This is a genomic window from Serratia sp. 121840015-1, assembly GCF_053627655.1.
Map to the genome: position 1 here is coordinate 2,027,340 of NZ_JBSEYF010000001.1, position 14,797 is coordinate 2,042,136.

Annotated in this window: 15 protein-coding genes; 4 read left to right on the forward strand and 11 right to left on the reverse strand. The window is 61.9% G+C overall.

The features are described from left to right. The first annotated feature begins 24 nt into the window (after positions 1 to 24). Positions 25 to 3,168, forward strand: a complete 3,144-nt coding sequence (gene sdeB, locus ACUXAC_RS09820; protein WP_308342735.1) for a multidrug efflux RND transporter permease subunit SdeB — start codon at positions 25 to 27, stop codon at positions 3,166 to 3,168. Between the two features lie 64 nt (positions 3,169 to 3,232). On the opposite strand, the gene ACUXAC_RS09825 is transcribed toward sdeB, so the two are convergent. The 9 genes from ACUXAC_RS09825 to hinT form a co-directional block, all read right to left on the reverse strand. Next, complete coding sequence (locus tag ACUXAC_RS09825; protein ID WP_087762330.1) at positions 3,233 to 3,712, reverse strand: RrF2 family transcriptional regulator; 480 nt, start codon at positions 3,710 to 3,712, stop codon at positions 3,233 to 3,235. Between the two features lie 264 nt (positions 3,713 to 3,976). Further along, positions 3,977 to 4,513, reverse strand: a complete 537-nt coding sequence (locus tag ACUXAC_RS09830; protein ID WP_168166356.1) for a glycine zipper 2TM domain-containing protein — start codon at positions 4,511 to 4,513, stop codon at positions 3,977 to 3,979. A gap of 355 nt (positions 4,514 to 4,868) precedes the next feature. Further along, complete coding sequence (locus ACUXAC_RS09835; RefSeq protein WP_004928794.1) at positions 4,869 to 6,173, reverse strand: NAD(P)/FAD-dependent oxidoreductase; 1,305 nt, start codon at positions 6,171 to 6,173, stop codon at positions 4,869 to 4,871. A gap of 332 nt (positions 6,174 to 6,505) precedes the next feature. Next, positions 6,506 to 7,048, reverse strand: coding sequence for an alpha/beta hydrolase YcfP (gene ycfP / locus ACUXAC_RS09840; RefSeq protein WP_141969510.1), 543 nt, complete (start codon positions 7,046 to 7,048; stop codon positions 6,506 to 6,508). A 79-nt stretch (positions 7,049 to 7,127) separates the two neighbouring features. Next, a complete protein-coding gene (nagZ, locus tag ACUXAC_RS09845; RefSeq protein WP_141969511.1) occupies positions 7,128 to 8,147 on the reverse strand; it encodes a beta-N-acetylhexosaminidase in 1,020 nt (339 codons plus the stop codon). Between the two features lie 38 nt (positions 8,148 to 8,185). Further along, on the reverse strand, positions 8,186 to 9,052 hold the full coding sequence (gene thiK, locus ACUXAC_RS09850; protein ID WP_447259981.1) for a thiamine kinase: 867 nt from the start codon (positions 9,050 to 9,052) through the stop codon (positions 8,186 to 8,188). After that, a complete protein-coding gene (gene lpoB / locus ACUXAC_RS09855; protein ID WP_049271371.1) occupies positions 9,033 to 9,623 on the reverse strand; it encodes a penicillin-binding protein activator LpoB in 591 nt (196 codons plus the stop codon). The genes thiK and lpoB overlap by 20 nt, the downstream gene beginning before the upstream one ends. 26 nt (positions 9,624 to 9,649) lie before the next feature. Then, positions 9,650 to 10,039, reverse strand: coding sequence for a YcfL family protein (locus tag ACUXAC_RS09860; RefSeq protein ID WP_060419506.1), 390 nt, complete (start codon positions 10,037 to 10,039; stop codon positions 9,650 to 9,652). 11 nt (positions 10,040 to 10,050) lie between these two features. Further along, the gene (hinT, locus tag ACUXAC_RS09865; protein WP_004928776.1) at positions 10,051 to 10,401 is read right to left on the reverse strand and encodes a purine nucleoside phosphoramidase; all 351 of its coding nucleotides are present in this window, start codon (positions 10,399 to 10,401) and stop codon (positions 10,051 to 10,053) included. Between the two features lie 219 nt (positions 10,402 to 10,620). Between hinT and ACUXAC_RS09870 the strand changes: the two genes are divergently transcribed. Further along, a complete protein-coding gene (locus tag ACUXAC_RS09870; RefSeq protein ID WP_169318280.1) occupies positions 10,621 to 11,526 on the forward strand; it encodes a transporter substrate-binding domain-containing protein in 906 nt (301 codons plus the stop codon). On the opposite strand, the gene ACUXAC_RS09875 is transcribed toward ACUXAC_RS09870, so the two are convergent. Then, positions 11,523 to 11,891 carry a winged helix-turn-helix transcriptional regulator gene (locus ACUXAC_RS09875; protein WP_225528913.1) on the reverse strand — a complete coding sequence of 123 codons (369 nt, stop codon included), beginning with the start codon at positions 11,889 to 11,891 and terminating at the stop codon, positions 11,523 to 11,525. The two genes, ACUXAC_RS09870 and ACUXAC_RS09875, sit on opposite strands and share 4 nt — an antisense overlap. Before the next feature lie 99 nt (positions 11,892 to 11,990). Here ACUXAC_RS09875 and ACUXAC_RS09880 point away from each other — a divergent pair, with 99 nt between their 5' ends. Next, positions 11,991 to 12,740 carry an SDR family oxidoreductase gene (locus ACUXAC_RS09880; RefSeq protein WP_100396549.1) on the forward strand — a complete coding sequence of 250 codons (750 nt, stop codon included), beginning with the start codon at positions 11,991 to 11,993 and terminating at the stop codon, positions 12,738 to 12,740. Between the two features lie 42 nt (positions 12,741 to 12,782). Here ACUXAC_RS09880 and ACUXAC_RS09885 read toward each other — a convergent pair whose 3' ends face one another. Continuing rightward, a complete protein-coding gene (locus ACUXAC_RS09885) occupies positions 12,783 to 14,087 on the reverse strand; it encodes an Nramp family divalent metal transporter (RefSeq protein WP_049271379.1) in 1,305 nt (434 codons plus the stop codon). Positions 14,088 to 14,317: 230 nt separating this feature from the next. On the opposite strand from ACUXAC_RS09885, the gene mntR reads away from it, so the two are divergent. Next, entirely contained in the window at positions 14,318 to 14,788 is a 471-nt protein-coding gene (gene mntR / locus ACUXAC_RS09890; protein WP_038875534.1) for a manganese-binding transcriptional regulator MntR, read from the forward strand. The last annotated feature ends 9 nt before the right edge of the window (positions 14,789 to 14,797 follow it).

Consider the following 14,797-nt stretch of genomic DNA (forward strand, 5'->3'; position numbering starts at 1 on the left):
GCTCCCAGCAGAGACTTCTGACCCATGGACTTTTCCCGTTTTTTCATCGACCGGCCGATCTTTGCCGCGGTGCTGTCGATCCTGATTTTTGTCGCCGGGGCGATCGCCATCCCGCTGCTGCCGATCAGCGAGTACCCGGACGTGGTACCGCCCAGCGTGCAGGTGCGCGCCGAATACCCGGGCGCCAACCCGAAAGAGATCGCTGAAACGGTGGCCACGCCGCTGGAAGAAGCGATCAACGGCGTCGAAAACATGATGTACATGAAATCGGTCGCCGGTTCCGACGGCGTGCTGGTGACCACCGTCACCTTCCGCCCCGGCACCGATCCCGATCAGGCGCAGGTACAGGTGCAAAACCGCGTGGCGCAGGCCGAAGCGCGCCTGCCGGAAGACGTGCGCCGCCAGGGCATCACCACTCAGAAGCAGTCCCCGGCGCTGACGCTGGTGGTGCATCTGGTCTCGCCTTCCGGCAAGTACGACTCGCTGTACCTGCGTAACTACGCCACCCTGAAGGTCAAGGATGAGCTCGCCCGTCTGCCGGGCGTCGGCCAGGTGCAGATCTTCGGCGCCGGTGAGTACGCGATGCGCATTTGGCTCGATCCGAACAAGGTCGCCGCGCGTGGCCTGACCGCCTCCGACGTGGTGAGCGCCATGCAGGAACAAAACGTGCAGGTCTCCGCCGGCCAGCTCGGCGCGGAGCCGATGCCGACGCGCAGCGACTATCTGCTGTCGATCAACGCCCAGGGCCGCCTGCAAACCGAAGAAGAGTTCGGCAACATCATCCTCAAGAGCGGCGACAACGGCGAGATCGTACGGTTGCGCGACGTGGCGCGCATCGAAATGGGCTCCGGCAGCTACGCGCTGCGCGCCCAGCTCAATAACAAGGATGCGGTCGGTATCGGTATCTTCCAGTCGCCGGGCGCCAACGCCATCGAGCTGTCTGACGCGGTGCGCGGCAAGATGGCCGAGCTGGCGACCCGCTTCCCGGACGGCATGAGCTGGAAATCGCCTTACGATCCGACGGTGTTCGTACGCGATTCGATCCGCGCGGTAGTGGATACCCTGCTGGAAGCGGTGATCCTGGTGGTGCTGGTGGTCATTCTGTTCCTGCAGACCTGGCGCGCCTCGATCATTCCGCTGCTGGCGGTCCCGATCTCCGTGGTCGGCACCTTTGCCGCGCTGTATATGCTGGGCTTCTCGCTCAATACCCTCAGCCTGTTCGGACTGGTGCTGGCGATCGGCATCGTGGTGGATGACGCTATCGTGGTGGTGGAAAACGTCGAGCGTAATATCGAAGAGGGGCTGTCGCCGCTGGCGGCGGCGCACCAGGCGATGCGCGAGGTCTCCGGTCCGATCATTGCCATCGCCGTGGTGCTGTGCGCGGTGTTCGTGCCGATGGCGTTCCTCTCCGGCGTCACCGGTCAGTTCTACAAGCAGTTCGCCGTCACCATCGCCATCTCGACGGTGATCTCCGCCATCAACTCGCTGACCCTGTCGCCGGCGCTGGCGGCGCGCTTGCTTAAACCGCACGGCGCGCCGAAAGATCTGCCGTCACGCCTGATTGACCGGCTGTTCGGCTGGCTGTTCCGGCCGTTCAACCGCTTCTTCGCCAGCGGCTCGCAACGCTATCAGCGCGGCGTCTCCCGCGTGCTGGGCCGGCGCGGCGCGGTGTTCGTCGTCTATCTGCTGCTGCTGGCCGCCGCCGGCGTGATGTTCAAGACCGTACCCGGCGGCTTTATCCCGACGCAGGACAAGCTGTACCTGATCGGCGGCGTTAAGATGCCAGAAGGCGCCTCGCTGGAGCGCACCGATGCAGTGATCCGCAAGATGAGCGCCATCGGCCTGAGCGTGGACGGCGTCACCGATGCGGTGGCCTTCCCCGGCCTGAATGCGCTGCAGTTCACCAATACGCCGAATACCGGCACGGTGTTCTTCGCGCTGGAGTCGTTGAGCACCCGTACCCGCACCGCGGCGCAGATCAACGCCGAGATCAACACGCGCATTTCACAGATTCAGGAAGGCTTCGCCTTCTCAATCATGCCGCCGCCGATCCTCGGCATTGGCCAAGGCTCCGGCTATTCGCTGTACGTGCAGGATCGTGCCGGGCTGGGCTACGGCGCGTTGCAAACGGCGATCAACACCATGTCCGGCGCCATTATGCAAACGCCGGGGATGGGGTTCCCGATCTCCTCGTATCAGGCCAACGTGCCGCAGCTGGACGCCAAAATCGATCGCGACAAGGCCAAGGCGCAAGGGGTACCGCTTAATGCGCTGTTCAGCACGCTGCAGACCTACCTCGGTTCGTCTTACATCAACGACTTCAACCGCTACGGCCGCACCTGGAAGGTGATGGCGCAGGCCGACGGCCAGTTCCGCGACAGCGTGGAGGACATCGCCAACCTGCGCACCCGCAACGACAAGGGCGAAATGGTGCCGATCGGCAGTATGGTCAGCATCGGCACCACCTACGGTCCGGATCCGGTGATCCGCTATAACGGCTTCCCGGCGGCGGACCTGATCGGCGACGCCGATCCGCGCGTGCTCTCTTCAACCCAGGCGATGGGCGCGCTGACGCAGATGGCCGGCAAGCTGTTGCCGAACGGCATGAATATCCAGTGGACCGATCTGAGCTACCAACAATCGACCCAGGGCAACGCCGCGCTGGTGGTATTCCCGGTGGCGGTGCTGCTGGCGTTCCTCGCGCTGGCGGCGCTGTATGAGAGCTGGACGCTGCCGCTGGCGGTGATCCTGATCGTGCCAATGACCATGCTGTCGGCGCTGTTCGGGGTGTGGCTGACCGGCGGCGACAACAACGTGTTCGTGCAGGTCGGGCTGGTCGTTCTGATGGGGTTGGCCTGCAAAAACGCCATTCTGATCGTCGAGTTCGCCCGCGAGCTGGAAATGCAGGGCAAAGGCATCGTCGAGGCGGCGCTGGAGGCCTGTCGCCTGCGGTTGCGGCCGATCGTGATGACCTCCATCGCCTTCATCGCCGGCACCATCCCGCTGATCCTCGGCCACGGCGCCGGCGCCGAGGTGCGTGGCGTCACCGGCATCACGGTGTTCTCCGGCATGTTGGGGGTCACCCTGTTCGGGCTGTTCCTGACGCCGGTGTTCTACGTCACCCTGCGGCGCCTGGTGGCACGCAAAGCGCAGCCGCAGACGGCGTAATCACCGTCTTAACATGCAAAAAGGTCGGGCATTGCCCGACCTTTTTTATGCATGCGATCCGCGATTATTTATCGGCGGCTTCGGCCTCTTGCTCGGCGGCGTATTCCGCGCAGGCGCGCTTGTCGCCCCGCTCCAGTTCGGCCAGCGAATCGGCCACGGTGTGGCGCGCCAGCACCGCAAGCGAAGCCTGCTCGGCCTCGTTCACCACCGATTTGAAATACCAGCAGGCGTTGGCGCTCACCAGGCAGCGGGCCGGCACTTCAGGGCGGGAAGCCCAGATGCGCTTGTCGTCGATCACCGCCAGATAGATGTCCCGCAGGGTGATCTCTTCCGCCGGGCGGCCAAGGTGGATAGAGCCGTTTCGGCCCAGGGTGGAAACGATGATGCCATCTTTGGTCAGCGGGACCATCAGTTTGCGGATAAAACTGGGGTTGGCTTCCAGAGCGGCGGCGAGGGTGGCGCTCGTCGAACGCATGCCCTGCTTCTCAGCTACGGCGACGCTAAGGACCATTTGCAACGCTGTCGGAAAGCGAAAATCTAACATGTCGTTATCTCTGCGAGACGAAATACTCGGGTTTTACCGGTGCGGCGATTGGCGCCGAACACACCGCTTAATTGCACAATAATATAACAAACGCGGGGGCTTTTTTGAAGTTTTGCCCAGTGATATCGCACGCAGACATTAGAACGATCGCAAATTTTTGGGCAGGCAGAAAACAGAAACCCGCGTCAATGTTAACGCCGCTCGCTTAACCGGGTTAAACGATCAGAACTAACACTGCCCGCGGGCTTAATTCGAATGTGGCGATCAGGCTCTGTTCAGCACCAGCTGGCCGTTTTTATCCAACGGGATTTGCGTGCCCGGATCGTGATCCATGCGGATCTTGCCCTGCTGATTACCGATCTTGTAGGTCACGTCATAACCCAGCATTTTCTGAGACTTGTCGTAGACCGTTTTGCAACGCTGCTGAACGCTGGTGCTGACGTCGTTGTTCTGCATCGCCCCTTGCACCTGGTTGCCGGCATAGCCGCCGCCCAGCGCGCCGACCACGGTCGCCACGTCGCGCCCGCGACCGCCGCCGAACTGGTGGCCGATCACGCCGCCCGCCACTGCGCCCAGCACAGAACCGGCGATGCGGTTTTCATCCTGCACCGGCGCACGGTGCGTAACGGTGACGTTGCGGCATTCCTGACGCGGCGTTTTGATGGTTTCTTTAATCGGCGTTGCGGCGAGCACCTGCGCGTACTGCGGACCGGCAGAAAAGACGTCCAGGCTGGCTACCGCGGCAATCCCCAGAGCGGCAGCGATACCAATCCCAACACCGGCTAACATTGACTTGTTCACAGGAAACCTCCTGAAAGTGTTACCACGCATTTTGTCCGGGGTCTGTGACCGGCTGCACCGCGCTTATTATTTTGCGCATGGGCGGCTTGCGGTATCCCGGTTTACGGCGTGCGCGACGCGCCGTCTGTAAACGAGGTAAAGTCTGCACAATGATTTGAGGGCCCGCAATAAGACAAGGGGACCAAAAATGCGGGAAAACGGCCGTTTCGCCGCTGTTTAGGAGGAATCTTAAGAATTTTACCCATACCGACGACAGCTTATGCTGAAGAATCAAACAACCGCCGCCGTTCGCCTCGCGCCGCCATAAAAAAACCCGCGCGGGCGAACCGGCGCGGGTTGGTCGACAAAGGCAGGATCAGTGCATTTTCAGACGCGGGCGGATCACCCGGTTGATGCCGCCTACCAGCATCATCAGGCCGGTTTTGATGTAGCCGTGCAGCGCCACCTGGTGCATGCGGTACAGCGAGATGTAAACGAAGCGCGCGATGCGCCCTTCCACCATCATCGAACCGCGCATCAGGTTGCCCATCAGGCTGCCGACGGTGCTGAAGCGCGACAGCGACACCAGCGAGCCGTGGTCTTTATACACATATGGCTTCAGCGTCTGGCCGTTCATCAGCGCCAGAATATTGGTGGCGCAGCGCGAGGCCATCTGGTGCGCCGACTGAGCGCGCGGCGGCACAAAACCGCCGCCCTCTTTCGGGCAGGAGGCGCAGTCGCCGATGGCGAAGATGTTCGGATCGCGCGTGGTCTGCAGCGTCGGCTCCACCACCAGCTGGTTGATGCGGTTGGTTTCCAGGCCGCCGATGTCTTTCATGAAGTCCGGCGCCTTGATGCCGGCCGCCCATACCATCAGATCGGCATCGATGAACTCGCCACCTTTGGTGTTCAGGCCTTTGGCATCGGCGCTGGTCACCATGGTGTTGGTCAGCACGCGCACGCCCAGTTTGATCAGCTCCTGGTGCGCCGCAGCGGAAATGCGCGGCGGCAGCGCCGGCAGAATGCGCTCGCCGGCTTCCACCAGCGTCACGTTCAATGCGCTGTTGTCCAGGCCTTCGAAACCGTAGCTGTGCAGCTGCTTCACCGCGTTGTGCAGTTCGGCGGACAGCTCAACGCCGGTGGCGCCGCCGCCGACGATGGCGATGTTGACCCGCTCTTTTTGCCCCGGCTGGGCCGAGAACTTCAGGAACAGGTTGAGCATTTCGTTGTGGAAACGACGCGCCTGATGCGGGTTATCCAAGAAGATGCAGTGCTCTTTCACGCCCGGCGTACCGAAATCGTTCGAAGTGCTGCCCAGCGCCATCACCAGGATGTCGTACGGCAGTTCACGCGCCGGCACCAGTTCGCCGCCCTGCTCGTCGCAGATCTGCGCCAGCTGCAGCGTTTGCGTCTCGCGGTTGATGTTGGTCAACGACCCCAGTTGGAAGCTGAAATGGTGATTGCGCGCGTGCGCCAGGTAGCTGAGCGCATCCACGCCGTCATCGAGGGAACCGGTCGCCACTTCGTGCAGCAGCGGTTTCCACAAATGGCTGTGGTTGCGATCCACCAGCGTGATCTCCGCTTTGTTCTTGCGGCCAAGTTTATGGCCCAGGCTGGTCGCCAGCTCCAAGCCACCGGCGCCGCCGCCAACAATAACGATTTTCTTCTTTGGCGTTGTCAAAATAACCCCCTAAATGTGAACCATTTGTTATTCCAGGGTAAATAAATAATATCCTTAGAATACATAGGGTTCGCTTAAAATAAATCGGCTCTCTAAGGCCAGAATAACATGTGAGGTTATTTGGTCATACCAAAATTGACGTACATCAAATTTTTTTGGTTAAAGGCTGGACGCGGGGATTTTTTGGGGATTGTGATTCAAATAGTTAGCGCTGAGTCACAGTTTTAAATTTTGCCGATTGCCACGAAAAACTTTACCTTGGCGTACAAAAAAGCCGCACTTTCCGTCGGTACAAAACGGTGGGCGCGGCTCGCGGCAGCGTTATGAAACTGTTAACCCAGCGCCTTGAACGCCTTGATCCGCTGCAGATGGGGTGAGATGTTTTTGAACTTGTGCGTCTGCTGTTCATCCCAGACGATTTCGTAGTAGTGATGCAGCAATTCGGCGCTGCGCCGGTTATCCAGCACCTCGTCTTGCCGCGACAGCACCACCAGGCAGCGATCGCGATTCTTCTCGCGGAAGTCCTCCACGCACTTGGTGGCGATATCGCGATACTCTTCCGGCCGGTCTATCTTGCCGTGCATGTGCTCTTCCGGGTACAGATTGGGGTTGAACATCGCCTGGCGAATGCCGCACAGGAAGCCGATGCGCTCCGCCCAGAAGCCGCCGAGGCCGACCCCGCAGATCAACGGGTGCGCGTCGCCGCCCTGCTGCACCGCCTTGTCCACCTCTTTCAACAGATGCTGCATGTCGTGACGCGGATGCAGCGTGCTGTAGCTGATAAAGCGCACGTCCGGATCGATAAACTGCAGCTGTAACACCTTTTCATGATTGCCGGGACTGGTGGAATCGAAGCCGTGCAAATAGATAATCATGTGGATCCTCGCAACAAGCCAAGGGCCGCGGGCGCGGCCCTCATCATTTCCGCTCTGCGCCGCGATGCGGCGCCTGGATTCACCCTTGCGAACGCTGCTTGTGCTCCTCCCAGCGTTCGCTCAGCGCGCTGAGCGCCTTGTGCGCCTGCTGCCAGCGCTCGGAGTCGCGCAGTTCCTGACGGGTGAACTGACCGCGATGATATAACCGCTTCACCTTCTCTGCTTTGACCGGGGACAGGTTATCCAGCACGCTGACCGCACCTTCGCGGTGGTTGCACACCAGGATCATGTCGCAACCGGCATCCAGCGCCGCCTGGCCGCGCTCGGCGTAGCTGCCCATAATGGCGGCGCCTTCCATCGACAGATCGTCGGAGAAAATTACGCCGTCGAAGCCCAGTTCCTGACGCAGGATCTGCTGCAGCCAGTACGGCGAGCCGCTGGCCGGACGCGGGTCCGCTTCAGTATAGATGACGTGGGCCGGCATGACGGCGTCCAACAGCTGGCGATTGATCAGCTCGCGGAAGATCGCCATGTCGTGCTCACGGATCTGCGCCAGCGGCCGCGGATCGCGCGGGGTTTCCTTGTGCGAATCGGCGCTGACGGCGCCATGCCCCGGGAAGTGTTTACCGGTGGTTTTCATGCCGGCGCTGTGCATGCCGAGGATGAAGCGTTCCGCCATCGCCAACGCCTGCTGCGGATCGCTATGGAACGAACGCTCGCCGATCGCCGCGCTGACGTGGCCGATGTCCAGCACCGGCGCAAAGCTGATGTCGATATCCTGCGCAATCATTTCCGCCGCCATCAGCCAGCCGGCCTCCTGCGCCAGCCGGCCGCCTTCCTGCGCATCGTGCAACGCGGCGAACGACTGCGCCGCCGGCAGGCGGGTGAAGCCCTCGCGGAAGCGCTGTACGCGTCCGCCCTCCTGATCCACCGCCACCACCAGCCGATCGTGCGATTCGGCGCGGATCTGGCGCACCAGCTCACGCAGTTGCTCCGCATCGTGGAAGTTGCGGGTAAACAGGATCAATCCGCCAACCAGCGGGTGTTTCAATATTTCGCGTTCTTCTGCATCCAGCTCGTAGCCGGCGACATCTAGCATTACTGGGCCCACGGGCACCTCACTTCATTATTGTTCGTTCAGAATTCAGATGATGATAAACAGAATCGCTGGCGCACCGCCGCGCCCCAGCGCAAAAATTCGGCGTCGCCGCTCTGCTGCCAGCGCACTTCAAACCACAGCAGCATCAGATAATCCACCCACGGCAGCCAGCGCCGCACCTGCGCCTGCAGCCGGGCGACGTCGTGATAGCCCTGGCGCGCGTAGTGCTGCAAAAAGCGCTGCTGCTCCTCGGCCGACCAGCCGTTGCCGCGAAACAGCGCGGCGATATCCAGCGCCACGTCACCGTCGGCGGCATATTCCCAGTCGATCAGCCGCAGCCCCTCGCCGGTCGCGAGCAAATTGCCCGGATGGATGTCCATGTGCAGCGGCGCCAGCTTCAGCGGTGAGGGTGGCGTGTTTTGCAAAAAGTGATGCTGCAGGCGCAGCCAGCCAGGAGATAAACGCCGCCTATCCAGCTGCTGCCAGTAGCGGCGGAACTGCCGCCGCAGATCCAGCCGGTAACCGCTGAGCGGCCGCCGATGCAGTTCCGCCGCCATCGCCGCCAGCTCGCCGCGCTGATTCAGCGCCGCAAACTCGGCATCTGTGACGATGTCACCTTCGAGCCATTCGAGGATAAGCCACTGATTATTCTGTGTGAAAACCCGCGGCCCCAGCCCCGGCGCGCAGCGGCGCAAGACCTGCGCTTCCCGCCGTCGGCTCACGCCCAGCGCGCGTTTTTCCACACTGTGCTGCCGCGCCAACAGCGTGATGCCCGAACCGTCGATACGCCAGCTCTCGCCGGTCAGCCCCTGCACCGGGCTGAAATGACAACCGGCGGTATTCACCGCCGGCAGTCTGGTTTCCATCAATCGTCGCAGCGCGGCCTCAGCGTTTAACGGCGCCATTGCCCGACCAGACGATCTCGCCGGTTTGCACCAGCATCAGCTGCATATCCAACGCCGGTGACTTCACGTCGCCGCTGACGTCGCTGTACAGCACGTACTGCGCGCCGACGATGCGCGCCAGGCCAATCGCCTTGCTGCGCGAACCGAAGCTGTCATCCGCTGACAGGCCCAGCGTTTGTCGGGCGCTGGTCAGCTTCGCTTCCGGCACCACGCTGAAGGTGGAGTTCGACGCCAGCGCCTTGTACAGCGCAGCGGTAGCTTTGCCCATCTGCAGCGAACCGTTGGTATTGTTCTTGACGCTGTCCAGCAGCAGCACGCTGCCGGCCGTGACGCCATCGGCCTTCAGCATCTGCCCCACCAGCGGCTGAACGCTGCCCAGCCAGTCAAGCTGCTGGATTTTCGGCGGCTGCGGCACCGGCTCGGTGGTTGGCGGCTGTGGCTGCTCGACCGGCGGATTCGGTTGATCCGGCTCGACGGTGACCGGCGGCAGCGGCTGATCCGGCTCAGGCGGACGCGACAGACAGCCGCTCAGGGTTAATGCGGCCAGCGCCACTAAGACGTACTTTTTCATGCTTTTTCTCCAAACCTGGCAAGCGCTTACAGGTACAGATACAGACGCGCGCTTTTGGCGTCCAGGTTGCCGTTAATCGAGTAGATTTTGGCGTCCGAGTCGGGCGCCACGACGATCTCGCGCGGTTTCTCGAAGGGGCGAATATCCAGCCCCTGCGCGTCGTACCAATAGAAACGATAATGCACGGTGACCGGCGTCGATTGGCTGTTGTTGAGCACCGAGGTCGCCATCACCCGCCCGGAGGCGTTCGAAATCGAGGGCGTATCGGCCAAAATGCCGGCGGTCAGCACCGAAGGATCCATCACCACCGTTTGGCGTTGATTAACCGCGATGCCGGACGGCGAGCTGCACCCCATCAGCAACGCGGCGGGCAACGCCAACGCCACCAGACCACGCAGAGTTTTTTTACCGCGCATGATTTCCTCGCTTAACGTGACAACAGCGGCCCCAGCGAGCGGCCACCGACCAGGTGCATATGAATATGATAGACCTCCTGACCGGCGTGGCGGTTGCAGTTGACGATCAGACGATAGCCGTCTTCGGCGATGCCTTCCTGTTCGGCGATCTTCGCCGCGGCGGTGATCATGCGCCCCAGCGCGGCTTCGTGCTCCACGGTCACGTCGTTGACGGTTGGGATCAGCACGTTGGGAACGATCAGCACATGGGTGGGTGCCTGAGGGGAGATGTCACGGAAAGCGGTGACCAGTTCATCCTGATAAACCACATCAGCAGGGATTTCGCGTCGGATAATTTTACTGAAAATCGTTTCTTCGGCCATCTGGCGTTCCTTTTTACACAATTAGCTGTACGCAGTATGAGTGACAAATTCTACTGCTTTCAACCTGATTGCGCACTTTCCGCGTCGAGTGCTGCAGATTCGCGCAGGCCGGCGCCCCGCTTGTGCATCTTTTCACTTTGGTTATTCACTATTGTTGCTTTACTTGCCCCGTGCCGCCGCCAATAGTAACCCCATGATTAGCAAAGAGTAGAGGGTGTTATGCCACTGAGGATTTCGGCGCTGTGCGCGCTGTTGCTGAGCGCCGCCGTTCAGGCCGCCCCGGCGGGCGGTATCGATCTGCAGGCTAACCGAGAGCCGATGCGCGCAGAGCCGAACCCGGCCGCTATCGCACTGATTCCGGCGAATTTTCACTTTGCGGTGCCCGGCAAGCTGACGGTGGCGGTGGCGTTCGAGAACTCCCCGCCGCTGGCGCTGTTCGCCGAAGACAATAAAACGCTGATCGGCAGCGATCCGGACATCGCCCGCCTGGTGGCCGACAGCCTCGGGCTGGCGCTGAATCTGGTGCCCACCTCCTGGGAAGATTGGCCGCTGGGCATCAGCGCCGGCAAATACGATGCGGCGATCTTCAACATCGCCGTCACCAAACAGCGCAAGACCAAATTCGACTTCGCGACCTATCGGGTGGACACGCTGGGCTTTTACGTCAAATCCACCAGCCACATCACCTCGATCAACCGGCCGCAGGACGTCGCCGGGCTGCGGATCATCGTCGGATCCGGCACCAATCAGGAAAACATTCTGCTGGGGTGGGATAAGCAGAACCGCGCCGCCGGGCTGCCGCCGGTGCAGCCGATCTATGTGACCGACGACGCCGCCACCAACCTGAGCATTCAGTCCGGGCGCGCCGACGCGTTCTTCGGCCCCCACTCCACCGGCGCCTACAAGGCGGCGCTGACCGGCAAGACCAAAATGGTCGGCATCGGCCCCAGCGTGGCCTACGTCGCGGTCACCACCAAAAAAGGCAACGGGTTGGTGAACGCCGTCAACGCCGCCATCAACGGCGTCATCGTCAGCGGCGAATACGCGCAGGTGCTGGAGCGCTGGGGCGAAGGCGACGAAAAGGTCGAGCGCTCCGCCATCAACCCGCCGGGCATCGGCGACTAGCCGCCGATCAGCTGCGGCGCATGCCGACGCATCCACTCGGCCAGCGAGTCCAGCGTCGGCCGCAGCGATTTGCCGAGCGCGGTGACCTGATACTCCACCCGCGGCGGCACTTCGGGATACACCTGCCGCGTCACCAGGCCGCGCTGCTCAAACAGCCGCAGCTGGCGCGTCAGCTCTTTTTGCGCAATGGGCGCCACCGCCCGCTGCAGTTCGCTGAATCGTACCGGGCTGTCGATCACGATCAGCCGGTACAGGATCGGTATCGCCCACTTGCCCGACACCAGATTGACGAAGTCCACCATCGGGCAGGGTTCGCCCGCCGTCGGCAAATTATTTTCCGCCGCTAATGGCGCTTGCGCCGTCATTTCATCCCACCTCGCCCTTTAGTATCCAAAAGGTGCCTACTATGCAAAAGGAACTATAGCGCAAATAATGCCGCAACTGACGCTAAAGAGGAATCGGTTATGTCACGACTGCAAGGCAAATACGCATTGATTACCGGCGGCACCAGCGGCATCGGGCTGGAAACCGCCCGCCAGTTCATCGCCGAGGGCGCGACGGTGGCGATCACCGGGCGCAGCCAAAGCGCCTTGGAAGCGGCGGGCCAGGCATTGGCGGGCAAGGCGCTGTTGCTGCTGAGCGACGCCGGCGATATCCCGCAGCAGCGCGAACTGGTACAGCGGCTGGGGCTAAGGTGGCCGCGGCTGGACGTGCTGTATATCAACGCCGGCGACGTTACGCATCGCCCGCTGCAGGAGTGGGATGAGCAGAGCTATCAGCGGCTGATGGACATCAACCTGAAGGGGCCGTTTTTTCTGATCCAAGCTTTGCTGCCGCTGCTGGCCAACCCGTCTTCGGTGATCCTGTGCGGTTCGGTCAGCGCCCATATCGGCCTGCCGCAGAGCAGCGCCTATGCCGCCAGCAAAGCCGGCTTGCTGTCGCTGGCCAGAACGCTGTCCGGCGAGCTGCACGCGCGCGGCATTCGCGTCAACGGCCTCAGCCCCGGCCCGACCGAAACCCCGGCGTTGGGTAAGCTGGGGTTGGCGGAAGCGGATGAGCAGGCATTGCGCGACGATATCCGCGCGCTGGTGCCGATCGGCCGCATGGGCAGCGCACTGGAGCTAGCCAAAGCGGCGGTGTTTCTGGCGGCGGACGAGTCGGCCTTTATGGTCGGCGCCGAGCTGCAGATGGACGGTGGCGTGGGGAATTTATAATTTAATTTAGCGACGCGGCCGCGCCCCGCGCGGCCCACAAGATCACCCCAGCCCAGGGATCTCAACGCCGAAGGTCTGCAACAGCAGCACCACGTTGAGCAGCACGATCACCACCGTGCCGACCACCGCCGCCAGGCTGGTCCAGCGGCCGTTGGCGAACTCGCCCATGATGTCGCGGCGGCGGGTGAACATCACCAGCGCGATCATCGGGGCCGGCAGCGCCAGGCTCAGCACCACCTGGCTGTAGACCAGCGCGTCGGTGGCGTTGACGCCCATCGCCACCACGATAAACGCCGGCACCATGGTGACCAGGCGGCGCACCCACACCGGAATGCGGAAGCCAACGAAACCCTGCATGATCATTTGCCCGGCCATGGTGCCCACCACCGAGCTGGAAATGCCGGAGGCGATCAGCGAAGCGAGGAAGATGCCGGCGGCCGCCGCACCGAACAGCGGCGTCAGCGTATGATAGGCGGTGCCAATTTCGGCCACGTCGCTGTTACCGGCGTGGAAGGCACTCGAGGCCATGATGACCATCGCGATATTCACCAGCCCGGCGAGCGCCAGCGCGATCACCACCTCAATATTGGAGAAACGCAGCAGCTTACGCCGCTCGCCGTTATCGCTGGCCGGGCTGCGGTGCTGGGTCAGCCCCGAGTGCAGGAAAATAGCGTGCGGCATCACGGTGGCGCCGATAATGCCGACGGCGATGGTCAGCGCCTGCGCGTCCGGCAGCTGCGGCGTCACCATGCCGATCCCGGCCGCCTGCCAGTCTACCGGTACGATGAACATCTCCACCAGGTAGCACAGCGCGATGATCCCCACCAGGCCGCCGATCATCAGCTCGACCGGGCGGAAACCTTTTTTTTCCACCATCAACAGCGCATAGGTGATCACCGCCGTCACCCCCATTCCCGCCAGCAGCGGCATATGGAACAGCAGCGCCAGCGCGATCGCCCCGCCGAGAAACTCCGCCAGATCGGTGGCCATCGCCGCCACTTCGCTGAGCAGCCACATGCCGATCACTACCGGCCGTGAAAACTGGTCGCGGCACATCTCCGCCAGATTGCGGTTGGTGACGATGCCCAGCTTGGCCGACAGCGCCTGGAACAGCATGGCGATCAGGTTGGCCATCACCACCACCCACAGCAGGCTGTAGCCGTATTTCGCCCCGGCCTGAATGTTGGTGGCGAAGTTGCCGGGATCCATATAGGCAATAGAGGCAATCACCGCCGGGCCGGCGAACAGCAACGGCGTAAAGGCGCCGCGCTTGCGTCCGGCAAGGGCGGCGCCAATCGCAATGTTGGTCCGTTCGGTTAACGATGGAGTGGTTGCCGCATCACGCATGAAGTACCCTCAATCTTTCACTGGTTATTTTTCCACCTATCATGCTGACAATGTAGCATCGGCTACACTTTATGCAACAGGCGAAATTCATTGGCTTTGTGTAGAGATATTTCTAACTACCACAATGCGTGGCATCGAATTGATAATGTGTGCTATTTGGACTAACTTAGGGCAACCCTCCCCGTATTGCCGGGAGATGCCATTTTTATGCTTACAGGACGCCCCACGCTATGGTTACCCGCGCGCCAGATAACGCCGACCGCCACGCCCAGACCGACATGCCGGACGAGGCCGAGCACGCCCTGCGTTTTAGCCGCGCCCGCGAAGCGCAGTCCAATGCGCTGATCGAAGATTACGTTGAGCTGATCGCCGATTTGCTGCAAAGCACCCGCGAAGCCAGAACCACCGACATCGCGCGCCGCTTCGGCGTGTCTCACCCGACGGCGATCAAAAATATCGCGCGGCTGAAAAGCGCCGGGCTGGTGGAATCGCGCCCTTATCGCGGGGTGTTTTTAACGGAAGAAGGCGAGCAGCTGGCGCAGAAGGTGCGCCGCCGTCACCGCATCGTGGTCGATCTGCTGATGTGCGTCGGGGTGCCGAGCGAAACCGCCGAGCTGGACAGCGAAGGGATTGAACACCATATCTCGGACGAAACGCTGGCGGTGTTCGAGCATTACCTGCAAAAGCACGCCAAACCCTGACTCCCGGAG